We start from the raw sequence: 23,556 nt of genomic DNA on the forward strand, positions 1-23,556 counted from the left end.
GATGATCGCCTGGCGAGATATGTGTTGATCTTATACTTCAGCGTGGATCGGGACGTGATCTAAATCACCTTCTCGGCGCCTTTATCGGCTCCGAAGCGCCTCGGTTCGACGTTCGTATCCCGCTTGCTCCAGTTTTTTCAAATACTCGTTCCAGAGTTCCGCCTGATGCACGCCCAGATTGTACAGCATCTCCCAAGTGTAGATCCCGCTATCGTGGCCGTCGCTGAAGCTGGGGGCGATGGCGTAATTGCCCACCGGCCGGATCGCCGTGATGGTGACATCCTCTTTCCCGAGCTGGAGGATCTCCTGGCCCGGTCCGTGGCCACGAACCTCGGCGGACGGCGAATAAACCCGCAGGTATTCGCAGGGCAGTTCGAAGCGGGAACCGTCTTCAAACGCGATTTCGAGTACCCGCGATTTTTGATGGAGCTTGATCTCGGTGGGCAGGGGCGCAGCCATGGCGGGACTGCCGGTTAAAGGATATAGCGGCTCAGGTCTTCGTCCTGGGCCAGCTCGGACAAATACCGGTCGACATACTGGGCGTCGATGACCACGGACTTTCCGGCATGATCCGGCGCTTCGTAGGAGATCGTTTCCAGAAGCCTTTCCAATACGGTGTGCAGCCGTCGGGCGCCGATATTCTCGGTGCGCTCGTTCACTTCCCAGCTAATCTCGGCGATCCGGGCGATGCCGTCCTGAGTGAACTCCAGTTCGACGCCTTCGGTGGCGAGCAACGCGGCGTACTGTTCGGTCAAGGAACTGGCCGGTTCGGTCAGGATGCGGATGAAATCCTCCACGGTCAGGGCGTTCAGCTCCACCCGAATGGGCAATCGCCCCTGAAGCTCCGGAATGAGGTCGGAGGGCTTCGACAGATGGAATGCGCCGGAGGCGACGAACAGGATGTGATCGGTCCGGACCATGCCGTATTTGGTGCTCACCGTGGAACCTTCCACCAAGGGCAGCAGGTCACGCTGCACGCCTTCGCGCGAAACATCCGGGCCTCCGTACTCGCCGCGCTTGCAGATCTTGTCGATCTCGTCGATGAATACGATGCCGTTTTGCTCCACCGACTCTACGGCGCGCAACTTGATGTCCTCCTCGTTGATCATCTTGGCCGACTCTTCCTCGCGAAGGAGCTTGAGCGCATCCTTGACCCGCAACTTGCGAGTGCGCGTGCGTCCGGTGTGCAGGTTCTGGAACAGGCTCTGGAGCTGATTGCTCATTTCTTCCATGCCGGGCGGCGCCATGATTTCCACGCCGATCGGTGCGGCGCTGACTTCGATCTCGATTTCTTTTTCATCGAGTTCGCCGTTACGGAGCTTTTGCCGGAATTTCTGGCGTGTCGCCGATTCCGGGGCCTGTCCTTCTCCGCCCCAGCCCGAGCCGCCGGGCAGCAAAGCGTTCAAAATCCGTTCTTCGGCCGATTCTTCGGCATGGGTTCGTACCTTCGCCATCTCGGTTTGGCGCGTCATTTTTACCGCGGCATCGACCAGATCGCGAACGATGGATTCCACATCGCGTCCGACATAGCCGACCTCGGTGAACTTGGTTGCTTCCACCTTGATGAACGGCGCGTTGGCAAGCCGCGCGAGGCGGCGGGCGATTTCGGTCTTGCCGACGCCGGTCGGACCGATCATGAGGATATTCTTGGGCGTGATCTCTTCGCGGAGCGCGGGTTCGATTTGCATACGCCGCCAACGGTTGCGCAAGGCTATGGCGACCGCGCGTTTGGCGGCGGCTTGACCGACGATGTGTTTGTCCAATTCGTGGACGATTTCTCGGGGAGTCATGTGCGTCATGGGTGTTCGTGCAGTTCCCGTTGCATGTCCAGTTCTTCGATAACCAGATTGCGGTTGGTATAAATGCAGATATCGGCGGCAATTTGCAGCGACTTTTCGACGATGTCGACAGCGCCCAATTCGGTATTTTCCAACAGTGCGCGGGCGGCTGCCTGGGCGAAGGGCCCTCCGGACCCGATCGCGATGAGGCCGTTTTCCGGTTCGATGACGTCGCCGTTGCCGGAAATGATCAAGGATGCTTTCGAATCGGCGACGGCAAGCAAGGCTTCCAGCCGGCGCAGCATTCGGTCGGTGCGCCAGTCCTTCACCAATTCGACCGCCGCTTTGGTCAGGTTGCCGCGCTGCTTTTCCAATTGGCCTTCGAAGCGCTCGAATAAGGTGAACGCATCGGCGGTTGCGCCGGCAAAACCCGCGAGCACGCGGCCGTGATAGAGCCGGCGGACCTTGCGGGCATTACCTTTCATGACGGTGTTGCCCATAGTCACCTGGCCGTCGCCGCCGATGACCACTTTGTCGCCGCGGCGGACGGACACGATGGTAGTGCCGTGAAACTGTTCCACAAAATTGCCTGCTTAGAGAAAACCGCCATTGTACACCATCCGGCTCGCCGCGGCCGCCGGCCGAAGCGGGCGCTCGGTTTTTTAGATTCTGCAAAGGATGGAATCGTGCGAGATAATGGCGAACTATTTTTTGTTTTCAGCGACAGTTATGAGCCAGTTACCTTCGATACGCCTCAAGAAAAATGAAGAACGACGCCTGCGCGGGGGCCATTCGTGGATTTTCAGCAACGAGGTGGATATCTCGGCGACGCCGCTCAAGATTTTCGGGGCGGGTGATTTGGCTATCGTGGAGAGCTCGCGCGGGCAAGCCTTGGGCATCGCCTACGTCAACCCGGCGTCGCTGATTTGCGCCCGTCTTTTGACTCGGGACGTGCACGCGGAGATCGATCAGGCCTTCTTTGAACAGCGCTTGAAGCGTGCCCTGCAATTACGAGAACGGGTGTTTTCCAAGCCTTTTTACCGTCTGGTATACGGCGAAAGCGACGGGATCCCCGGGGCGGTGGTCGATCGTTTCGGCGATGTGTTCGTCATTCAGACGAATACGGCCGGCATGGAGAAGCTTCAGGAACCTCTGGCGGCTGCGATCGAGGCTTTGTTCGGCCCGAGCGCCATTGTCTTGAAGAACACGTCCAGCCTCAGAGCCTTGGAAGGACTCGAGACTTACACGCGCATCGTCAAAGGTGCTCTGGAGGAGGCAATCGAAATCGAAGAAAACGGCGCACGATTTCAGGTTGATCCGGTCGGCGGCCAAAAAACCGGCTGGTTTTTCGATCATCGCGAGAGCCGGGCCGTGTTGGCGAAGCTTTCACGCGGTCTGCGCGTACTGGACCTTTTTTCATACAGCGGGGCGTGGGGCGTACAGGCGGCGCTCGCCGGAGCGGGAAGGGTCGACTGCGTGGACGGCTCGGAGGCCGCTTTGGCCTTGGCGGCCGAGAACAGCCGGCTCAATGGTGTTATGGAGAAAATGCAGTTCGTCAAGGACGATGTGTTCGAATTTCTGAAGCGGGCAAGGGAGGAACGGCTGCGCTACGACGTGATCGTGCTCGACCCTCCGGCTCTGATCAAGCGCAAGAAAGATGTCGGCCAAGGCGTAGAAGCGTACCGGCGGCTGAATCAAGGCGCGATCCAGGTATTGGCTCCGGGCGGCATACTGGTATCCGCATCCTGTTCATTTCACTTGCAGCGGGAGACTCTGCACGATCTTTTGCGGGCGACGGCGAGAAGTTTGGATCGCCATCTGGTCTTCTTCGGACGCGGTGGACAGGCGCCCGATCATCCCGTGCATCCCGCGATTCCAGAGACCGAATATCTGAAAACCTTTTTCTGCCATATCGGCGAGAGCTTATGAACCCTGCATCGGCGCGGAGGACATCGGGTTGGGCGGGATACGCTCGGGGGATGCCTGACTGGTTTGCGTCAGCAAGCGGCTGAGGAATTTTCGGCCGGATGCCGTGCCGAATAGCCCGCCAAAGACAAGCGCCGTCAGCAACAACGTTATCACGAGGGTTACCGGGAATGTGACGGCGAATTCGAAGTGTAGTTTCTTCTTCTGATCCTCATTGCCCGCTTGCGCTGCGGACGCGGCGGATTCCATAACGGCCAGCCGGGTCCGGGCCGATTGAAGTGCCTCTCTGAGCTGGTTGCCTTCCTCCTCCATGTCACGCAGTCTGGCTTGCAGCGCCATCAGTTCGTCGCCATGCTGGCGGCGCACGGTGTCCAACTCGGGATTGTTTCGAGCTCCGGCATTTTTGGCATGTTCCGCCAAGAGGAGCTCATAATTTTCGCGCAAGGATAGTAGCGCGGCTTCTCGATCGCTTGCCAGTTCGCGAGCCTTTTCGAGTTCTGCCTTCAAAGAGTCGATCTCTCCCTTGGCCTTTAGCAATCGCTCTTCAGCCTGCTGATACTTTTCTGTGACGGATGCGACAGACGAAACAATATCGCCGGCTTTGGTCAACTGCTTTTCCAACGCATGGGTTCGAGAAACCGCTTCTGCGGCCGTGTTTTCGGATGCCGCCAAACGCTCGGCGAGATCCCGTTCCCGTAAAAGACTTTCTTGTATTGTTGCTTCGAGTTCCCGCAGCCGGCGCTGCAATGCGGCCGACTGGTCTTCCGAATCCCGGCTTTTCTTCCGCTCAGAGGAGAGTAGCGCATCCAATGTCGGTGCATGGTCCGTTGAAGAAATTGGACCGAGCGATTCGCTCTCCCGAGACGCTGGCTCCGCAAGCGGGGCAGTATCGAGAGTGGTTCGGGTTTCTTCCGAATCTTCGGTTCGGCCGCCTTCGTAGTCCGCCGTCTCATACAGACCGGACAATAGCCCTTCTTGTCGAGTTGAATCCTGGGCGATGTCAGTGTCCATTTCGAATGTTGTCAAATCGGACTGCCCCGGCTGAGATGCCGAGTACGTTGGGGCGGTCGACGAGCGGGAGGGAGACCATTTTGTCGCTTCGACGACCAAGTGATCCCGTGGCACGTTGCCGATACCGCCGGCCAGCACGTGAGCCTCGAAGCCGTACCGAATTAGCAGGAAAGCGGAAGCCTCGCTGAGCCGTCCGTCTTCGCAAACCAAAAGGTATTTGCCTTGCCGGTTCAGGGTGGGAAGCATCACCCGCAGTGAAAAGAACGGAATATTAAGGCTTCCCGGCAAGCGGCCCTGCTCGTAGACATCCGGCGCTCGGACATCCAGCCATACCGCATCGCGACTGGCCATTCTTTGGGCGGTTTCGAAGTCGACATGAGATATCACCGGTTCCTTAAGGAGCTTGATAAAACTGGCTTTGTCCAGTCTCAGCAAAATGCCGTCGGTCACCATAGTGACCGTCACATTGCGCGGGTCTCCGGAAATGAGGGAATCCTCGCCGAAGGTATCGCTGATTTTTAGCGTGGCCAGCTTGATCTCTTTGGCGAGCCGCGACGGCTTGCGGGTTAGGGCGCAGCGTCCTTTCTTGATGATGTAATAAAAGTCGCCGGGGTCGCCTTGACGGCAAATGACATCGCCCGCTTTGACTTCAATTTCTTCGAGACTGCGAAGAATGGCCTGAATGTTCGCCGGAGACAGGCGCTGAAAGAGCGGCGACTTGAGCAGCGCTGTCATCCAGTCGCGCGTGGGTTCCTCCGGAATGTCGCTGACCTTGTACGTAGGCACGTCTCGGTTGAGTTCCTCCTGTTGGTTTATGATTTCCGGTTTGATCCTGACGTATCTGACGGTATCGTTCGCAACAGCCGAAACTTTGCGCGGAATCTGGTGGGCCAGGGCGAATCGGGCCGTATCCGTGCCGCCACTGATCGAATCCATTTCGACTCCCCCTGCCTGCAGCGATATCGTGCCGCTCAACAGGTACACGAACTCGTTCTTCGTTTCTCCTTGTCGAAAGAGAATGGAGCCTTTCGGCGCCTCATCGATTCGGATCTGTGAGCAGAGCTGCTCGAATCGGCTATCCGAGAGCGTATTCAGTGGAATCAGGCGGCGCAATTCCTGTGCATCAGAGGCGCTCAAGGCAGGGGGCATGTTCGTGTTGCTAGAGTATTCGAATTTGTGGACTTCGAGCATCGATCGTTTCCGGCATCCGAGCCGATAGCATTGTTGTTCGGTTTTCCTACGCTTCCATATAATAGACCATCCCTCCGTAAGCACTTTGTGATGTCTATCAATTATCGTTGGCCAAGGATCCGGGCCATTCAATCTTCTTGAAACGACCGAGGTATAACGAATGAGCGATAACCGTCGATTGCTTCCGCTTTTTTTGGCCGGTCTGCTGTTATTTCTGAATGCAGCGTATGCGGCCTGGCCGACCAGCGTGGATGGCCAACCCCTGCCTAGCCTTTCGCCTATGTTGAAGAAGGCGACGCCGGCTGTGGTGAATATTTCGACGCGTACGCAGATTCAAGAAGCCGAGCATCCTTTGTTGCGCGATCCGTTTTTCCGCTATTTTTTCGACATCCCGAATCAACCGCGCCGCCGCGAAACCTCCAGCTTGGGCTCGGGCGTGATCGTCGATGCGCGACGCGGCTACATCCTCACCAACAATCACGTCATCGACAAAGCCGATGAGATCACGGTGACGCTTAATGACGGTCGTCATCTCAATGCAAAATTGATCGGAGCCGATCCGGAATCGGACATCGCCGTGATCAAGGTCGAGCCGCAGAACTTGAGCGAACTACCGATCGCCGATTCCAGTCAATTGCAGGTAGGCGATTTCGTGGTGGCCATCGGCAATCCATTCGGACTGGGACAAACCGTAACTTCCGGCATTATCAGCGCACTCGGCCGGTCCGGGCTCGGCATCGAAGGTTATGAGGACTTCATCCAGACCGATGCTTCGATCAACCCCGGCAACTCGGGTGGCGCGCTCGTCAATCTGCGCGGAGAGCTGATCGGCATCAATACCGCCATCCTGGCGCCGAGCGGGGGCAATGTGGGTATCGGCTTTGCCATTCCCGCCAATATGGCGACCAGTATCATGACCGCCCTGATCGAGCATGGTGAAATTCGGCGCGGTTTGCTCGGCGTAACGGTTCAGGACTTGACCCCGGAATTGGCGCAAGCTTTTGGCCTTACCCAAACCCAAGGCGCCGTCATTACCGGCGTCCAGCCCGATTCCCCCGCTGCCAGGGCCAAGCTGGAGCCGGGCGACATCGTGCTGGCGATCAACGACCACCACGTGAGGAACAGCATGGACGTCCGAAACGCCATCGGTTTGCAGCAGATCGGCGACAAAGTCTCGATCGAAGTTCTGCACAAAGGTGAAACCATGGTCCGTGAAGCGAAAATTGCCGAGCCCAAGATCACACGGGAGGAAGGCAAGAAGATCCATCCGAAGCTTTCCGGTACCTTGCTCGCCAATACCGAGCCGAACGAAGCGGTGCGAGGCGTGCGCGTGGAAAAGATCCATACCGCCTCCCATGCATTCCAGGCCGGTTTGCGCCCCGGCGACGTCATCGTCATGGCCAATCGCCAGCCGGTGGGCAATCTGAAGGAGCTCAAGGCCGCCGCAAACGGCAGCGGCGAGCTGCTGCTCAATCTCCAACGGGGGAACGGCTCGTTCTTCTTGCTGCTGCGCTAATAAAGAATGCCGGCTGATTAAGGGGCTGTTTAACAGCCCCTTTTTGTTGCGAGAGAAGTCTATGGATTTTTTGTGGGCGATTTCCCAACCGAACTACTGGCTACCCTTACTGACCGCAGCCTTGCTGCATGTGCCGATGTTTATTCTGCTCGACAGGCTGCAACTGAGACTGGAAGGCGTTCCGCTAAGCCGCGAAATCGCCGCACGGGTTGGACCGCCGTTCGTTCATGCCGCACTTGCCCTCGGATTTGTCCTTCTCGTATACCCTCACCAGTTCGGACGCGCCGGGGAGCCGGATTTCGTTCGAAATCTCCATGCCGGAGCCAGGCCGATCTCGGATCTGTTCAATCTGGCTTTCGTGCTGGCGGTCTTTTTGCCCTGGCTGCCGGTGCTCGGCAAGTACAGAGGCATGGTGACATCGCTTCAGATCACTGTCCTCGGAGCCGTGCTGTTGCACTGGCGGTATCCGGAGGTGTCGATGAAATATTTTCCGCCTGCTTCGATGCTTCTCGGACTCATCGCCTTGTCGATCGGTTCGCATTTCTTGGCACGAGAGTTCGGCGAACGTCTAGGGCGCCGATTGGACGGCGTGTTTGAAACGGAAGGGTGGGCAAATCTGATCGAAGCGCCGCTCGATTTTCTGCTGCAAGGCGCGGTGTTGCTCAGATACGGGCTCTATCTGGGTGGGCAGTTGCCGGGGTAAACGAAGCGGAGCCGCCCGCAGGGTGCCGCACACGGATGTACGGCATGACCCGTATCAATCGCGAACGATGCCTGTCCTGAGCCCGGTCGAAGGGCGCTTCACTTCGTTCAGCACATCCTACGAGCTTTATTGGGGTGAGCAGTTGCCTAGTTAGCAAAGTGGGGTAGGGCGGGAAAATCCCGCCCCGAAGTACGGCTGAGGGTTGATCAGCCCACGTAGCTGAGCCACTCCTGATGGTCGTTACGGCGGCCGTGCACGTAATCGAAATACAGAGTTTGCAGCTTTTCCGTGATCGGTCCGCGTCCGCCTTCGCCGATGGTCCGCCCGTCCACTTCCCGGATGGGGGTTACTTCGGCGGCTGTACCGGTGAAGAAAGCCTCGTCCGCGACATAGACTTCATCGCGGGTAATCCGCTTTTCGACAACTTCCAGCCCGTTCTCCCGGGCGATGGTGAAGACGGTTTCGCGGGTGATGCCTTCCAGCGCCGAGGTCAGGTCCGGCGTATAGAGCTTGCCGCGGCGCACGATGAAGATGTTCTCGCCGCTGCCTTCGGCTACGTAACCCTCGTGATCGAGCAACAAGGCTTCGTCGCAGCCCGCTTCCACGGCTTCCTGAACGGCCAGGATCGAATTCAGATAGTTGCCGTTCGCCTTGGCCTTGCACATGACGCTGTTGACGGAGTTGCGGGTATAGGACGAGGTGCGGACCTTGATGCCGCGCGCCATGTTTTCGGCGCCGAGGTAACTGCCCCATTCCCAGGCGGCGATCATGACATGTACATTGAGCCCCTTGGCGTGCAGGCCCATGCCTTCGGAACCGTAGAAGCACATCGGCCGGATGTAGGCGCTGGACAGGCCGTTCCGGCTTACGGCTTCGCATTGCGCCCGGTCGAGGATGTCCTTGTCGAAAGGAATCTTCATGTTCATGATGTGGGCGGAGCGGAACAGCCGGTCGGTGTGGTCGCGCAGGCGGAAGATCGCCGCGCCCCGGTCGGTCTTGTAAGCCCGAAGACCCTCGAATACGCCGCAGCCGTAATGTAGGGTATGGGTCAGCACGTGAACCTTTGCGTCTCGCCAGGGCAGCCACTCGCCGTCGAGCCAGATGACGCCGTCTCTGTCATCCATCGCCATCAGTCGTTCTCCGAAATTACCAGTGAATTGAAAAGCTTAGCGTTCCATCACGTTCCGCCAAATCTGCTGCACGCGGGAACGCAGTTCGAAATGTTCATGGGCCGGAACCAGCGCGGGCACTTCAAGCAGCGCAAGCCGGTGGGTACGTTCACGGAAAAGGCAATAGGCCTGCCCTAATAGTCCGGCATCGTCAGAACTTAAAAAACCGGCCTTCGTGAGAGAGTCCAGCAGGCGTACCACGTCGGTCCACTCGGTCAGTTTATTGCAATCGTGAGCACGCGAAAGAACCCCGAATTGTACTATAAACTCGATATCGACGATACCGCCGAAACTTTGCTTCAAATCGAACACGTCGGGGTCTTTTGCCGCCAGATTGGCGCGCATTTTTTCGCGCATTTCGCGAATTTCGGTCCGTAGGGTTTCGGTATCCCGCTCCCGGCACAGAGACTTCTCGCGGATAGTGCCGAACCGTTCGCCGATTTCGGGATCTCCGGCGACGAACCGGGCCTTTACCAGCGCCTGCTGCTCCCAAGTCCAGGCGTTATCCATTTGGTAGGTGTCGTATGCGTCGACACTGCTGACCAGAAGACCGGAACTTCCGGACGGCCGAAGCCGCAAATCCACCTCGTAGAGAATGCCCGCGGGGGTATTCGCCGTCAAAAGATGAATGATGCGCTTGCCCATCCGCGCGAAAAACTCGGCGGTGCTGACCGGCCGCTCGCCATTGGTGAGAGCGCTGTCGACGCCGTCATAGAGGAAGACCAGATCCAGATCCGATCCGTAGCCGAGTTCCAGCCCGCCCATTTTGCCGTAGGCGATTACGCCGAAACCGCCGACTTGGTCGACGCTTGCGCCGGGAGGAACGCCGTGCCGCGCGGCCGTCAGTCGCCAAGCTTGTCGCATGACTTCGTTCACCAGCACTTCGGCGATATAGGTGAGATAGTCGCTGACCACCATGATCGGAATGGCGCCGACGAAATCGGCTGCCGCGACTCTCAAGATGCTGCTTTGCTTGAACTGGCGCAGGCCGATCAGGATTTGTTCGAGATCCTCGGGATCGATCGAGTCGAGCTTCCGGCTCAGTTCCCGTTCCAGTTCCGCCTTCGACAGCGGCGTGTAAAGCGCGCGCGGGTCCAGCAATTCGTCCAGAAGCAGAGGATGTTGGGCGATATAGTTGGTGATCCAGGGGCTGCCCGCTGCCAGTTTGACGAGCTGCGACAAAGCTTGCGGGTTCTCCGCCAGAAGGGTCAGATAAACGTTGCGGCTAGCGATGGCCTCCAATAGCGCGAAAATCCGCTCCAGGGCATTTTCGGGCTGTTCGGTCGAGGCCGTGGCTCGGAGCAGCATGGGCATCAGGCGAGCGAGTTCCGAAGCGCCCCTCGGAGTGAGATTCTTGATGGCGTGGGAAGTCTGAAACGTCTCGATGAGTTTTGCCCCGGATTCAGGTGTAGGCCAGCCGAGATTCCGCAATGCCATGTAAATCTGTTCGCGATCGCCGCTCAATGCGAAAAAGTCTCGGCCCTCGGCCTTGACCGGCGCGACGACCTGTTCGAACACCTCGTGAACCTCCCGGCGCACCGCATCGATGCGCGCTTTGAAGCTCTCCCAGGCGGAAAAGCCCATCGCGAAAGCGAGGCTGAGCCGCTGTACAGGGCCGGTGGGAAGATCGTGGGTTTGCCTGTCGGCGTATTGTTGCAGCCGGTTTTCGACCGTGCGGAGAAAGCGATAGGCCTCCTGAAGTTTTTCGACCGTGGGCTTGGGCAGCAAGCCCAGATCGGCCAGGGTTTCCAGTACGACCTGGATGCGGCGCTCCTGCAGGCGTTTCTCGCGTCCGCCGCGGATCAGTTGAAATGCCTGGCCGATGAACTCGATTTCCCGAATGCCGCCCGGACCGAGCTTGATGTTTTCCTGGCGGTCCTTGCGTTGCAGTTCCAGCGAGATTTTCTGCTTCAATTCGCGCAATTCGCCGAGCGTTCGGTAATCGAGATAACGCCGATAGACGAAAGGCTTGAGAAATTCCTGAAGTTCGCGTCCGGCTTCGATATCGCCGGCGATGGGGCGCACCTTGACCATGGCGTAGCGTTCCCACTCGCGCGCCTGGCTTTGGTAGTACGCTTCCAAGGCATAGAAGTTCTGAACCAGGGGGCCCGAGTCGCCGAACGGGCGCAAGCGCAGGTCGACGCGGAAGATGAAGCCGTCCTCGGTCTGGGTGTCCAACACCTTGACCAGATTGCGCGCCAGCTTGGTGTAAAACTCGCAGTAGCTGGTTTCGCGCTTGTCCGCCAGAACCCCGTCGTCCCGATAGGCGAAAATCAGATCGATGTCGGACGAGAAATTCAGCTCGAAGGCGCCGAGCTTGCCCATGCCCAGCACGACCAGCGATTGCGGCCGGCCTTGCTTGTTGACCGGCGTTCCCTTGGCGGCGCAGGCTTGGCGAAAAAGAAAGTCCAGGCTTTCCTGTACACACACGTCGGCGAGCGCGGATAAATCCCGGAGGGTTTCTTCCAGGCTTGCCCAGCCGGCAATGTCGCGCCAGGCGATGCGCACCATTTCCCGGTTACGGAAGCGGCGCAGAACGGCCATCAACTCCGTTTCGGTAGCTACGCCTTCCAGGAGCTGTCGCAGGTCGCCGCGACAGGTTTCCTCGTCGGTCGAGTTCACCAGCCGGCCCGATTCCAATAAGTCTTGCAGGAGCTCCGGCCGGCGGGCGCATTGTTCGGCGACGAAAGGGCTCGCGGCCCAGACCGGACCTAAAGAGCCTTTGATCTTGTCCGGAAACTCGTCGAGTTCGATTCCGAGGTGCGCCGAGTTTGCGGAAAACGCGGCCCAAGCCGAGGCTACCGGCTGTTTGAGCGGTTCGGGCAAGCGCTGCAGAAAATCGGAGTTGTCGGACATAAGACAGTCTTAACGATGATGGAGTGGGTCAGGCCTCGGGACATGATCGTTTCAGGGCTTTTTAGCATCGTTACCGAAAAACGACGTCAAAAAGCTCTGGAAGAAATCCCCGTGCTCGTCCCGCTTTTCGCGTGCGGCTATCAGTGCCTCACGGACTTCTTCCTTCAATTTGGCATCGGAAAGCAACATGTAAGGCCGAATCGGTGCTTTCTCGGCTTTTTCCAAATAAGGCAGGGCCTTGTCATACTCGCCCTGCTGCAACAAAAAGTCGCCGTAAAAATAATTCGAATCCAGGGCGTTCGGATATAGCTTCAAAGCCGCTTCCAGATATTGACGGGCCGAATCGTCGTCTCCGAAGGAGATTGGCCAGCCGGGAAGCCGGTAATAAAGATTGCCGAGGGTGATATAAGCCGATCCTTCCATGGCGCGGGGATCGATGTCTATCGCCTTGATGAGCAGTTCCCGGGCCTCGCTGACCCTGCTCAGCGAGCTCAAACCGACGTCCGCAGCGGCGTAGGTGCAGAGGACGATGGCCTCCAGAACCAGCGGATCGGCTTCTTTGGGGTGCTGCTCGGACACGGCATGAACCCTGGCCAGAAGGCCTTTGAACTTCTCTGCATGTTCGGATGGCGGCAGGCGGTAAAAAATCTCCGCCCATTCGTCTTCAAGACGCCGGACGGCCTCATGAACGCCCGATTCGGCCTTCGAGTGGCTGGTACCGGGGAGAATAACAGCTAACAAGGCGAGTACGAGATGTAAGGATTTCAAATGCAAATTTTCAGCAGTGGGCGATGAAACGAGCATTCTAACAATCGAGGATCGGGTGGTTAATGAGGAATGTCTATAGATTCTCGAGGTGGCGGCCGGTCCGATTGACTGGCTACGGCTGATCGGATTTTTCGTTGCCGAAATTTCTTCTCGTTTTTTCTATCTCTCGCCGATAAGTCTCGGCGTCGCCGTAATCGAGAAACCGGCCGTATGAGGAGTGGGGCGATTTGATGCGGCGCGCGTGTTTGATGGGGCACCAGTGCAGTTCGGTGCGGGCGGCAATCTCGCGGACGTACGCGAGAAGGCCGTTACCGTAGGAACAGTACGCGCAATTGAGTTTTTCGATCAGATTCAGATAGGCCAATCGCCCTCGGTCGAAGACCAGGTAATCGCCGCGTTTTACCTTAGGAATGCCGTAAATCGGGAAGCAAACCGCCTGGTATAGCGTGACGGCCAGATCCAGAAGGACGAAAGGGACGATCAATGAGTAAATGATCGGCGCGGTGAGCAGCGTGAGCGGGTTGGCCCTGACGATGTACTTGGTCAGGCTCGCCTTGAGTCTGCGGTGCTCCCGCAACAGTTCGTGGGCGTAATCGATCCTGCCGTTGCGGAGCTTGATCCGAAATTCTTCCCTATGTTTGGCCAGTTCGGCTTCGAGTTCCTCTTCGAGCGCTTGGATGTTTTCGATCAGGGTCGCGATTCGTGGGTTCATGAGGTGCTCGAAGAGACGGGAAAATGGATCGTCTACGATAGCACGAAAGTTCGTGGAAAATCGTAGACTCAATCGGCCAGAACGCTTCAGGTTTGATACAGCGCCCCTCCGGGTGAAGTAGGTCGGCAATCCTTTGCCGACAAAACCTGCCACACCACGCCGGAAAATGCTCTAATGAAAATCCCGGCAGGGCACGCTCAAGTTACCCAGCCAGTGGCTCAAGTCTTCCAGCCGGCCGGCAACGAGGTGCAACACGCCGTCTTCTTCCTGCACCGTGCCGTGCACGGCGAGGAGTCCCGCTTGCAGAACGATGTGGCGCTGCCGCTGGACCAGGCTGGGCCAGACGATGACATTGGTCTGGCCGGTTTCGTCTTCGAGGGTGAGAAAGATGACGCCGGAAGCGGTCATCGGGCGCTGCCGGCAGATGACAAGGCCGGCGGTGCGCGCGAAGCATCCGTGGCCCAGTGCGCGCAATTCCTCGGCACTGAGCAGGCGCCGTGCGGCGAGCCGGGAACGCAGCAGAGTCAAGGGATGGCGGCGCAGGGTGAGTCCGGTGGACGCGTAATCGGCGACGATGTTTTCGCCCTCGCGGGGCGGACGCAGCAAGGGCTCGCCCTCGTCGAACGCCGGCTGGCCGAACAGCGGCGTGGGGCGTTCGTGCGCGCTCATATCCCAAAACGCGCGATGCCGGTGGCCGGCGAGTCCGTGCAAGGCATCGGCCGCGGCCAATGCTTCGGAATCACGGCGGTCGAGTTTTGCGCGGGCGATCAGGTCGGCGGCATCGGCAAAGGGCTTCTCCAGCCGGGCGGCGACGATGCCTTCGGCGCCTTGCCGCGACAAACCTTTCATCAGGCGCAGGCCGAGGCGGAGGGCGGATGGTTCGGGGGGCGACCCTTCGAGTGTGCAATCGTAATCGCTGTACCGCACGTCGACTGGGCGGACATCCACGCCGTGACGGCGCGCATCCTGAACGAGCTGGGCGGGAGCGTAAAAGCCCATGGGCTGGCTGTTGAGCAGCGCGCAAGTGAAAGCAGCGGGATGATGGCATTTCAGCCAGGCCGAAACATATACCAATAAGGCGAAGCTGGCGGAATGCGATTCCGGAAAGCCGTATTCGCCGAAACCCTGAATCTGCCGGTAGATCTGCTCCGCGAACTCGGCGCTGTAGCCGCGTTCGCGCATGCCTTCGATCAGACGGCTTTCGAATTTTTCCAAACCGCCGCGCCGGTGCCAGGCCGCCATCGCGCGGCGGAGCTGGTCCGCCTCGCCGGCGCTGAAACCGGCGGCCACCATGGCGATCTGCATCACCTGTTCCTGGAAAATCGGGACGCCCAGGGTGCGCTTGAGCACTTTTTCGACGTCCGGGCCGGGATAAGTGACCGGTTCCCGCCCGCTGCGGCGCGCGAGATAAGGATGAACCATGTCGCCCTGAATGGGACCAGGGCGCACGATCGCCACCTGGATGACCAGGTCGTAGTAGTTTTCAGGTTTCAAGCGGGGCAGCATGGCCATTTGGGCGCGGGATTCCACCTGAAACACCCCAAGGCTGTCGGCCCGTTGCAGCATGGCGTAGACCGCCGGATCTTCCGCCGGAATGCGGTCCAGGCTCAGTGCTTCACCGCGCCAGTTGCTCACATAATCGAGCGCCTTGCGGATGGCGGTCAGCATGCCTAAGGCGAGAACGTCCACCTTGAGCAGGCCGAGCGCTTCCAGATCGTCCTTGTCCCATTGAATCACGGTGCGTTCAGGCATCGCCGCGTTTTCCACCGGCACCAAGCGCGGCAAGGCGTCCGCCGCGATGACGAAGCCGCCGGTGTGTTGCGACAGATGGCGCGGAAAGCCGCGCAATTGCCGGACCAATCCGGTGAGCAGGCGGAGTTTCGGATTCTTAGGGTCGAAGCCGGCGGCTTGGAGGCGTTCGGTATCCACACCGTCGCCGCTCAAAAAATGGGCGGCTCCGGCCAGATGGTCGATCTGCTCGCGGCTGAAGCCTAACGCCTTGGCCACGTCGCGCACCGCGCTGCGGGTCCGGTAAGTGATGACGCTGGCGGCCAGGGCGGCGCGCTGCCGGCCGTATTTGCGGTAGATGTATTGGATGACTTCCTCGCGCCGCTCGTGCTCGAAATCCACATCGATGTCGGGCGGTTCGTTCCGCTCGCGGGAGATGAAGCGCTCGAACAAAAGGTCGAGACGCCCCGGATCGACTTCGGTGATGCCTAGGCAATAGCAGACCGCCGAGTTGGCGGCCGAACCGCGGCCCTGGCAGAGAATGCTGCGCTCGCGGGCGAAGCGGACGATGTCTTGAATGGTGAGGAAATAGGGCTCATAGGCGAGATCGGCGATCAAAGAGAGTTCGTGTTCGATTTGCCGCCGCACCTTGTCGGGAGCGCCGTCAGGCCAGCGGCGCCTGACACCTTCCTCGGTCAAATGACGCAGCCAACTCTTTGGTGTATGGCCTTCCGGTACCAGTTCGGCCGGATATTCGTAGCGGAGTTCATCGAGCGAAAACCGGCATCGTTCGGCGATGCGCACGGCTTCCGCCAGCAGCTCCGGGGGATAGAGCCGGGCCAGGCGGGACAGCGGGCGGAGATGACGCTCGCCGTTCGGGAACAGCGCGTAGCCGAGCTCGGAAAGCGGCCGGTTCAGGCGAATGGCGGTGAGCGTGTCTTGCAGAGGCTGCCGTTCCGGGCTGTGCATGTGCACATCGTTGCAGGCCACCAAAGGCAGTCCCAGCTCGCTGCCGAGCCGGCAAAGGCGATTCAGCCGTTCCCGGTCCGTTCCGCTCAGGAACAGCTCCACGCCGATCCAAAGACGGCCGGAAAAACGCTCCTTAAGCCAGACGCCTTGTTCCGGTTGCGGCGTTTCGCCCGGCAGCCATAGCGCCAGGCAATGGTCCAGCGGGTGTCGTTCCAGTATGAGGCGGTCCAGCCGGTAATGGCCTTTGGGCGCATTCATCCGGGCTGCGGTGATGAGGCCGGAAAGCTGCGCGTAGCCTTCCCGATCGGTGGCCAGCAGCACCAGCTTGAGCCCGTCTTCCAATCGCAAACGGTCGTCCCGTGAGCGCCAGGACGACCCTTCCAATCGCAAACGGTCGTCCGGGGAAGGGGCTGGCCGGCGCTCCCGGCCAGGTCGTTTGCGATTGGAGCGTCGAACCGATCCTTCCAATCGGAATTCGCTGCCGACGATCAGCTTCAAGCCGTGACGGCGCGCCTCCAGATGAGCTTTTACCACTCCGGCCAGGGAGCATTCGTCGGTCAGCGCCAGTGCGGTATAGCCGAGGCGGGCTGCCGTTTCGACCAGCTCTTCCGGGTGCGAGGCGCCGCGCAGGAAGCTGTAATTGCTGAGGCAATGGAGTTCGGCCATATCCTATGACGCCGAGCCGAGATAAGCCCGCAGCTGCGGTGGGACGGTCCTTTGCGTCAGCCGGTTCTTGAACTCCCACTCCCGGTGTTTTTCCACCGAAACCAGGAATTGTGTTTCCTTGCCGGCGTGCAGGGCTGTCGGGATGCCGTCCCGGAACAGCACGCGATTGCCCGGGAGCGCGGGGATTTTCGCGCCGGGCGTGACGATGCCGACGAGATTCAGCGGATCGACGGCGCTGAGCGTGACCAAGGTTTCGGTGTCTTTCTCCTTGCGCACCGCGCGCAGGGCTTCCACGGCTTCGGGCAGGGCGAACTGCTCGCCGAAATGGCCGGCCACGAAGCGTCCTCCGCGTATTTCGCCGCGCGCTTCCAGACGCCGGTAAATGCGTAGGAGATCCTGCCAGGGCGGCGCGACGGTCTCGCGGGCCAACAGCGCCCGAAACACGACGCCATAGCGCTTGAGCAGTGTGCCGGCGATATGCTCGACGGCTTCCTGATCGGCCGACTCGGATGCGTTCTCGTCGAGTAGCAAGGGCGGCTGCACGAGCGTCCAGCGCCCGGCTTCCGCCATTCCGAAGGAAAGTCCCCGATAGCGCTGCTTTTTTTGCTCGGGGATCAGCAGGGCGCGCAGCCCCATGAAACTGTCCGAGGCGACCCACCCGCGCGCCACCAGTTCCGCCAGCGTGTTTTCCAGCTGGGTCGGCAGTAGACCTGTCCACTGCGCCAGTTCTTCGAAAAAGAGAGCGCCGCGGGTTTTCAGGATATCCGCTACGTGCCGTGCGGCGGGCGACAGCTCGGTTGACTCGCTTTGAACGGCGAACTGCCGCCAGTACGATAGATGACGCCGGGCTATGAGCGCCATGGGCGAGGATTTGACGGGCCCTTGGCCGCCTTTGGCGGCGGAAAGCCGGGTCCAGACAATCTTGCCCGAAAGACACAGGGCGTCGAGCCAGGCGGGGTCGTAATCGGCAATTCGCGCCGGCAGCACATCGCCTTCCCAGGCAACCGCGGCCGCCTCGAAGCCTTCCAGTTGGGCCAGGACCGCCGCGAGGGCTTGCGCGCCCTGCATGCGGTTTTCGGGATGCACGTGCTGCCAGCGGAACAGGAAACGCATGAAATCGGCGCTGGGCACCGGTTCGATTTCCTGGCGCAGACGGTTGATGGTGTAGCGGTGGATGCGCGCCAGAAGGCGCCTTTCGCACCATTCTTCCGTGCCGGCTCCTGGCGTATACGACCCGCGCAGGACGAAGCCTTCGTTCTGCAGCGCCAGGAGAGCATACTCGACGCGGCCGACGGGAAGAGCCATGGCTTCCGCCAGTTCCGCCGCCGTGACCGGCCCGGTGCAGTCGATGCGCGCGCGGACGATTTCCTTCAGCGCGTCTTCCGGCGTCCAGGTTTGCTCCAGATACTCCGGCGGCAGTTGTGCCGCATAACCGATGCCAGCCGACGAGGAGCCATCGGCCTGCGCATACACCGCCTGGAATTGCGGCAAGCGCTCGGCCGCAATCCAAAGAATGTTGCCGCTCGCTACATGCAATTCCGCCACGCGCCCTTGCAGCTTCAACTCCCGAAAGAATGCTTCCCAGCCGATTTCCGCTTCGGATTGCTGGAGAAAGCCCAGCATCTGCAAGGCGTCGTGCAGCTCGTCGGCGTTGGAGGCCTCGGGCCAGGCTTCCTGCCGCACCCGGTCGATGGCCGCCTGGTCGAGACGTCCGAGGTCCGCGGCTTCGGAAGGATCGAGCCAGCGGCGGCTGGCCACCGCGCGGGTCCGGCGCTCTTCCAGGGGAGCTCCGTCCAGAAAGCTGTAGACCTTGGAATTGACGATTTCGGCGGCGAGCGGCGAGGGTTCGGTCAGATCGCGGCACACCACGCGGATCGCGCCGCTTTCGATCCCGCCGATCACCTCGATCAACCGGTCGATGTCCATGGCTTCGGTCAGGCAATCGTGCACGGTCTGGTTGACCAGCGGATGATCGGGCACCTCCCGGTCGCCGACGATGTTCTCGAAGCACGCGAGCTGGTCGGGAAACACGCAGGTGACGAGATCTTCCGCCTGCATGCGGAGGAGATAGGGGGGCGTCTTACGGCCGCCCTGAAAGCGCTTGAGCGCGAGCGAGCAGACGGCGTTCCAGCGCCAGCGCACGTTGAACATCGGGGCCGCGAGCAGCGCCTGCACCAACAAATCGCGCACGGTGTTGGCGTTCAGGAAACGCGTGACGTCCTCCAGCGGAAAGCTTTGCGAGACGCCCAGTGACAGGATGATGGCGTTCTCGGTGGCGGCGGCTTGCAGCTCGAAGTTGAAGGTACGGCAGAAGCGCTTGCGCAGGGCGAGTCCCCAGCCGCGATTGACCCGGCTGCCGTAGGGCGCGTGAATGATGAACTGCATGCCGCCCGATTCGTCGAAGAAACGTTCGAACACCAGGGTGTCCAAGGTGGGCAGTGTGCTTAGGGCCAGCTTGGCCGCGGCCAGGTAGTTGACGGCCTGCACTGCGGCCAGCGACGACACGCCGACCTCCTTTTCGAGAAAGGCATTGGCGGCGGGTAGATTCAGGTTCTTATCCGGGCCTACAAAGCCTGTATCGAACGGCCTTTCCAAGCGCTCCTCGATTTCCCGCCGGAGCCGCGCCACCGCGTAAGACAGCTCATGAGTCCGCCCTGGCGCTTCGCCGAACCAGAACGGGATATTGGGCGGCTGATGTCGGGCATCCTCCACGCGCAAGGTGCCGGCTTCGAGCCGCAAGACCCGCCAGCTCGCGTTGCCGAGCTGGAAAATGTCGCCGGCCAGGCTTTCGATGGCGAAATCTTCGTCCACGGTGCCGATGAATTCCCCGGCGGGCTCCAGGATCACGCGGTATTCGGCGTTGTCCGGAATCGCCCCGCCGCAGGTCACGGCGGTGAGTCTCGCGCCTCTCCGGGCCCGCAAGCGCTTGTGGATGCCGTCCCGGTGCAAATAGGCGCCGCGCGGCCCGCGCCGGGTACTGAAGCCCTCCGCCAGCATCTTGACGATTTCGTCGAACTCTTGCCGGCTCAGTTCGCGGTAGGGAAACGCGCGGCACACGGTGCGGTAAAGCTCGTCCTCCGACCAGTCCGCCGCGGCCACCATTGCGACGATCTGCTGAGCCAGGACATCCACGGGCTTTTGCGGCATGATCAAGCGATCCAGATCGCCTCGTCGTATCGCATCGATCAGAGCGATGCATTCGATGAGATCGTCCCGGCTGGCCGGGAACAGTCGGCCCTTGGGCAGACCTCCTGCAAAGTGCCCGGAACGGCCCACTCGCTGCAGAAAGGTGGAGATCGAGCCGGTGGTTCCCAGTTGGCAAACCAGGTCCACGTCGCCCACGTCGATGCCGAGTTCCAAGGAGGCGGTGGCGACCAGCGCTTTCAGCTTCCCCGTTTTCAGCCGGTGCTCGGCGGAAAGCCGCTGCTCCCGCGACAGGCTGCCGTGGTGCGAGGTGACGTGTTCCTCGCCCAGCCGTTCGCTCAGGGCGCGAGCCACCCGTTCCGCCATGCGGCGCGTGTTGACGAAGATCAGCGTGGTCTTGTGCGCCTCGATCAAGGTCGTCATGCGGTCGTAGATTTCCTTGGCCGCTTGCTGGGAGAGCACCGCCTCCAGCGGCGAATCGGGCAGCTCGATGGCCAGGTCGAGTCGGCGCCGGTGGCCGGTATCGATGATGCGGCAATTGGTCCCGCCGGTCAGAAAGCTTGCGACCGATTCGATGGGGTTCTGGGTTGCGGAGAGACCGATGCGGATGAGGCGGTGCTCGACCAGTCGCTCCAGCCGTTCCAGCGACAAGGCCAGGTGCGATCCGCGCTTGCTGCCCACCACCGCATGGATTTCGTCGACGATCACCGTCCGAACGGTTTTCAGCATTCGCCTCCCGCCTTCGCTGGTGAGAAGGATATAAACCGACTCGGGAGTGGTCACCAGAATATGCGGCGGATGCTTGTTCATAGCCGCCCGAGCGAGTGCCGGGGTGTCGCCGGTGCGGACCTGGGAGCGAATCGCCACGTTTGTCGAGCCGAGTTCGAACAGTCTGGTGTTGATTCCGTCCAGCGGCGCTTCGAGGTTCTTGTGGATATCGTTGCTCAGCGCCTTGAGCGGCGAGATGTAGAGCACGCGGGTTTCTTCCGGCAAACCGAAGACTTCGCCTTCCCTAACCAGATCGTCTATGGCGGCCAGAAACGCCGCGAGGGTTTTGCCGGAACCGGTGGGCGCGGCAATCAGCGTATGCCGGCCGGATTTAATGGCGTCCCAGGCTTCGGTCTGGCATTCGGTCGGCGCGGGGAAGGCGTCCCGGAACCAAGCCGAGACAGCTGGGTGAAATCGATCGAGAATCATGGAACTACGTTACCCCAAAGCGGACGGCAATCTCAATCAGGCTTATCGTCGCGGCCGGGCGATCGCGCAGTTTTCACCCTTTCCCTCTGGGAGAGGGTGAAAACAACGCCGCACCGGGACCCTTTGACCGATGTCTCAGTTTTGTTATAGCGGTTTCGGTCAAGGTATCGTATTTTCCGCGGCAGTCGATTTTACGGTTTCGATTTCATCCGAAGAGATTCGGATCAATAAGGGCATACCTCCTTGCACAGATTTCCAATCAGACGGATTTTGAGTAACGGCTATGTTGTAGCGGCATTGGCGACAGCAACCATAGTGATCGTTCAGTATTTCCTGCTGCCGCTTTTCATGGGATCGCCTCCTTTGCTTCTCTTCCTGCTCGGAGTGGCGCTTGCGGCCTGGTACGGCAGCTTTAGGGCGGGACTTTTTGCCACCGTGTTGAGCACCTTGGCGAGTATCTTCTATTTGATCGAGCCTCTCCATTCATGGCAGATCGTGGAACAAAGGGAGTGGCTCAGAACCTTGCTGCTGTTGAGCGTGGGCGCTGTGCTCAGCCTGATGGTTTCGCTTCTGCGTAGCGGAGAACGAAAGGCGCTCCTCGAGGTGCTGCGGCAAAAGGAACGACTCGAGCGGGAAATCGTCGAGCGCCAGCGGGCCGAACAGGCGCTGAACGCGGCGCATACCGAGGTCGTGAACGAGCGCAGCCGGCTCGAAGCCATCATGGAAACCTTGCCCGTGGGTGTGGCCATCCTGGACGCACAAGGCGGCATCATCGGCACCAACCGAGCCGTCGATCAGGTTTGGGGCGGGCCGTGTCCGCCCGTACGGTCGGTCAGCGATTATGCCGTCTTTAAAGCGTGGTGGGTGGATACCGACGAGCGCGTCCGGCCGGAGGATTGGGCCCCGGCGCAAGTCTTGAAAAAAGGAGAGCCGGTCGTCGGGCAGCTGATGGAAATTCTGCGTTTCGACGGCGCTCGGGCCATTGTTCACAACAGCGCCGCACCCATCCGCGACGCTACCGGTCGCATCGCGGGCGCCGCGGTGGTGATTATGGACATCAGCGAAAGCGTCAAGCGGGAACAGGCGTTGCGGGAGAGTGAGGAGCGGTACCGATTGGCGATCGATGCCGCGCAGATGGGTACCTGGGATTGGGATCTCGGCAGCCGGAAAGTCGTGGGGAATCCTCGTCATGCCGCGCTTTTTGGCTACCCGCCCAAGGAGACGGTGATGGACGAAGGAATGATTTCCGATCGGATACATCCGGAGGATTTGCCGCATGTCGCGGCCACCGTCGACGAGGCGAGGGAACGTCACACCCGCTATGACTGCGATTTCCGCATTGTCTGGCCGGACGGTTCGGTTCGATGGGTTTCGTCGATCGGAGATTTCCACTATGACGCCCATGGCACTCCGGTGCGCATGATCGGGGTGTTGCGGGACATTACCGACCGTAAACAGGCGGAGGAAGCGCTTCGCGATGCCGACCGGCAAAAGAACGAATTCATCGCCATGCTCGGACACGAACTCCGGAATCCGCTGGCGCCTATCCGGAATGCGGTTCATCTGATGCGCAAGCTGGATACTCCCGATCCCAATCTGCGGTGGGCGCGCGATGTGGTCGACCGGCAAGTCGATCATCTGGCTCGCTTGGTGAGCGATCTGTTGGATGTGTCGCGAATCGTGCAAGGCAAACTCACGCTTCAAATCACTCTGGTCGATCTCGTGACGGTCATCAACCAGGCTGTCGAAACCAGTCAGCCGCTGATCGAGTCCAGACACCACACGCTTTCGGTCGCGATGCCCGAAGAGCCGGTGTATCTCGAAGGTGACCACGTGCGCTTGGTTCAAGTCGTTTCGAATCTTCTCGACAATGCTGCCAAGTACACGCCGGAAGGCGGCAGAATTTGGCTTGCCGCAGTCGCCGAGAACGGGGAAGCGATCATCTCCATCCGCGATACCGGCGAAGGAATCTCCAGCGCATTACTGCCCCATCTTTTCGATGCATTCACCCAAGCCGCGAGAACGCTGGACCGAGCGCAAGGCGGGCTCGGACTGGGTTTGATGATCGTTCAGAAAATCATCGAGATGCACGGGGGAAACGTCGAAGTCAAAAGCGAAGGGCTCGGCAAAGGCAGCGAATTCGTAATACGCTTGCCGCTCTGCGAGCAGGTGTGCGTGGTTCCCGGATTGTAGGATGCGGTTTGTGCCTCACCGCATCCTAC

15 protein-coding genes are annotated in these 23,556 nt (G+C 60.1%); 5 read left to right on the forward strand and 10 right to left on the reverse strand.

Translation table 11 applies throughout. The features are described 5' to 3' along the window. Positions 1 to 81 precede the first annotated feature (81 nt). Genes JOD69_RS08000 through hslV form a run of 3 tightly spaced genes read right to left on the reverse strand, consistent with a single transcriptional unit; the run spans position 82 to position 2,359 of the window. Complete coding sequence (locus JOD69_RS08000; protein WP_086134567.1) at positions 82 to 459, reverse strand: DUF971 domain-containing protein; 378 nt, start codon at positions 457 to 459, stop codon at positions 82 to 84. Positions 460 to 473: 14 nt separating this feature from the next. Beyond that, entirely contained in the window at positions 474 to 1,799 is a 1,326-nt protein-coding gene (gene hslU / locus JOD69_RS08005) for an ATP-dependent protease ATPase subunit HslU (protein ID WP_077728853.1), read from the reverse strand. Next, on the reverse strand, positions 1,796 to 2,359 hold the full coding sequence (gene hslV, locus JOD69_RS08010) for an ATP-dependent protease subunit HslV (RefSeq protein WP_077728854.1): 564 nt from the start codon (positions 2,357 to 2,359) through the stop codon (positions 1,796 to 1,798). Before hslV ends, hslU begins: the two co-directional genes overlap by 4 nt. On the opposite strand from hslV, the gene JOD69_RS08015 reads away from it, so the two are divergent. Continuing rightward, entirely contained in the window at positions 2,345 to 2,545 is a 201-nt protein-coding gene (locus JOD69_RS08015) for a hypothetical protein (RefSeq protein WP_168183843.1), read from the forward strand. The two genes, hslV and JOD69_RS08015, sit on opposite strands and share 15 nt — an antisense overlap. Further along, positions 2,508 to 3,707 carry a class I SAM-dependent rRNA methyltransferase gene (locus tag JOD69_RS08020; RefSeq protein ID WP_086134566.1) on the forward strand — a complete coding sequence of 400 codons (1,200 nt, stop codon included), beginning with the start codon at positions 2,508 to 2,510 and terminating at the stop codon, positions 3,705 to 3,707. The genes JOD69_RS08015 and JOD69_RS08020 overlap by 38 nt, the downstream gene beginning before the upstream one ends. Here JOD69_RS08020 and JOD69_RS08025 read toward each other — a convergent pair. Continuing rightward, positions 3,702 to 5,906, reverse strand: a complete 2,205-nt coding sequence (locus JOD69_RS08025) for a cyclic nucleotide-binding domain-containing protein (RefSeq protein ID WP_210023847.1) — start codon at positions 5,904 to 5,906, stop codon at positions 3,702 to 3,704. The genes JOD69_RS08020 and JOD69_RS08025 overlap by 6 nt on opposite strands. Positions 5,907 to 6,066: 160 nt before the next feature. Between JOD69_RS08025 and JOD69_RS08030 the strand changes: the two genes are divergently transcribed. Further along, positions 6,067 to 7,422 (forward strand): DegQ family serine endoprotease, encoded by a 1,356-nt coding sequence (locus tag JOD69_RS08030; protein WP_210023848.1) that lies wholly within the window; start codon positions 6,067 to 6,069, stop codon positions 7,420 to 7,422. Between the two features lie 61 nt (positions 7,423 to 7,483). Next, positions 7,484 to 8,125, forward strand: coding sequence for a hypothetical protein (locus JOD69_RS08035; protein WP_210023849.1), 642 nt, complete (start codon positions 7,484 to 7,486; stop codon positions 8,123 to 8,125). A 206-nt stretch (positions 8,126 to 8,331) separates the two neighbouring features. On the opposite strand, the gene JOD69_RS08040 is transcribed toward JOD69_RS08035, so the two are convergent. The 6 genes from JOD69_RS08040 to JOD69_RS08065 form a co-directional block, all read right to left on the reverse strand. Continuing rightward, positions 8,332 to 9,255: a branched-chain amino acid transaminase gene (locus JOD69_RS08040; protein ID WP_077728859.1), complete on the reverse strand. Its 924-nt coding sequence runs from the start codon at positions 9,253 to 9,255 to the stop codon at positions 8,332 to 8,334. A 36-nt stretch (positions 9,256 to 9,291) separates the two neighbouring features. Further along, on the reverse strand, positions 9,292 to 12,150 hold the full coding sequence (gene glnE / locus JOD69_RS08045) for a bifunctional [glutamate--ammonia ligase]-adenylyl-L-tyrosine phosphorylase/[glutamate--ammonia-ligase] adenylyltransferase (protein WP_210023850.1): 2,859 nt from the start codon (positions 12,148 to 12,150) through the stop codon (positions 9,292 to 9,294). Positions 12,151 to 12,201: 51 nt separating this feature from the next. Beyond that, complete coding sequence (locus JOD69_RS08050; protein WP_210023851.1) at positions 12,202 to 12,891, reverse strand: tetratricopeptide repeat protein; 690 nt, start codon at positions 12,889 to 12,891, stop codon at positions 12,202 to 12,204. A gap of 139 nt (positions 12,892 to 13,030) precedes the next feature. Then, positions 13,031 to 13,630: a hypothetical protein gene (locus JOD69_RS08055; protein ID WP_133717777.1), complete on the reverse strand. Its 600-nt coding sequence runs from the start codon at positions 13,628 to 13,630 to the stop codon at positions 13,031 to 13,033. A gap of 171 nt (positions 13,631 to 13,801) precedes the next feature. Beyond that, positions 13,802 to 16,993, reverse strand: coding sequence for an error-prone DNA polymerase (locus tag JOD69_RS08060; protein WP_210023852.1), 3,192 nt, complete (start codon positions 16,991 to 16,993; stop codon positions 13,802 to 13,804). 3 nt (positions 16,994 to 16,996) lie between these two features. Further along, positions 16,997 to 21,334 carry a DEAD/DEAH box helicase gene (locus tag JOD69_RS08065; protein WP_210023853.1) on the reverse strand — a complete coding sequence of 1,446 codons (4,338 nt, stop codon included), beginning with the start codon at positions 21,332 to 21,334 and terminating at the stop codon, positions 16,997 to 16,999. Positions 21,335 to 21,577: 243 nt separating this feature from the next. Between JOD69_RS08065 and JOD69_RS08070 the strand changes: the two genes are divergently transcribed. After that, on the forward strand, positions 21,578 to 23,527 hold the full coding sequence (locus JOD69_RS08070) for an ATP-binding protein (RefSeq protein WP_077728865.1): 1,950 nt from the start codon (positions 21,578 to 21,580) through the stop codon (positions 23,525 to 23,527). Positions 23,528 to 23,556: the final 29 nt, after the last annotated feature.

Source organism: Methylocaldum sp. RMAD-M (assembly GCF_017832375.1).
GTDB lineage: Bacteria > Pseudomonadota > Gammaproteobacteria > Methylococcales > Methylococcaceae > Methylocaldum.

Coding starts and splice junctions, on each gene's coding strand:
- JOD69_RS08030 (WP_210023848.1), top strand. CDS start 6,067: ATGAGCGATAACCGTCGATTGCTTCCGCTTTTTTTGGCCGGTCTGCTG.
- JOD69_RS08065 (WP_210023853.1), bottom strand. CDS start 21,334: ATGATTCTCGATCGATTTCACCCAGCTGTCTCGGCTTGGTTCCGGGAC.
- JOD69_RS08055 (WP_133717777.1), bottom strand. CDS start 13,630: ATGAACCCACGAATCGCGACCCTGATCGAAAACATCCAAGCGCTCGAA.
- hslU (WP_077728853.1), bottom strand. CDS start 1,799: ATGACGCACATGACTCCCCGAGAAATCGTCCACGAATTGGACAAACAC.
- JOD69_RS08035 (WP_210023849.1), top strand. CDS start 7,484: ATGGATTTTTTGTGGGCGATTTCCCAACCGAACTACTGGCTACCCTTA.
- JOD69_RS08060 (WP_210023852.1), bottom strand. CDS start 16,993: ATGGCCGAACTCCATTGCCTCAGCAATTACAGCTTCCTGCGCGGCGCC.
- JOD69_RS08040 (WP_077728859.1), bottom strand. CDS start 9,255: ATGGCGATGGATGACAGAGACGGCGTCATCTGGCTCGACGGCGAGTGG.
- JOD69_RS08000 (WP_086134567.1), bottom strand. CDS start 459: ATGGCTGCGCCCCTGCCCACCGAGATCAAGCTCCATCAAAAATCGCGG.
- JOD69_RS08025 (WP_210023847.1), bottom strand. CDS start 5,906: ATGCTCGAAGTCCACAAATTCGAATACTCTAGCAACACGAACATGCCC.
- JOD69_RS08020 (WP_086134566.1), top strand. CDS start 2,508: ATGAGCCAGTTACCTTCGATACGCCTCAAGAAAAATGAAGAACGACGC.
- glnE (WP_210023850.1), bottom strand. CDS start 12,150: ATGTCCGACAACTCCGATTTTCTGCAGCGCTTGCCCGAACCGCTCAAA.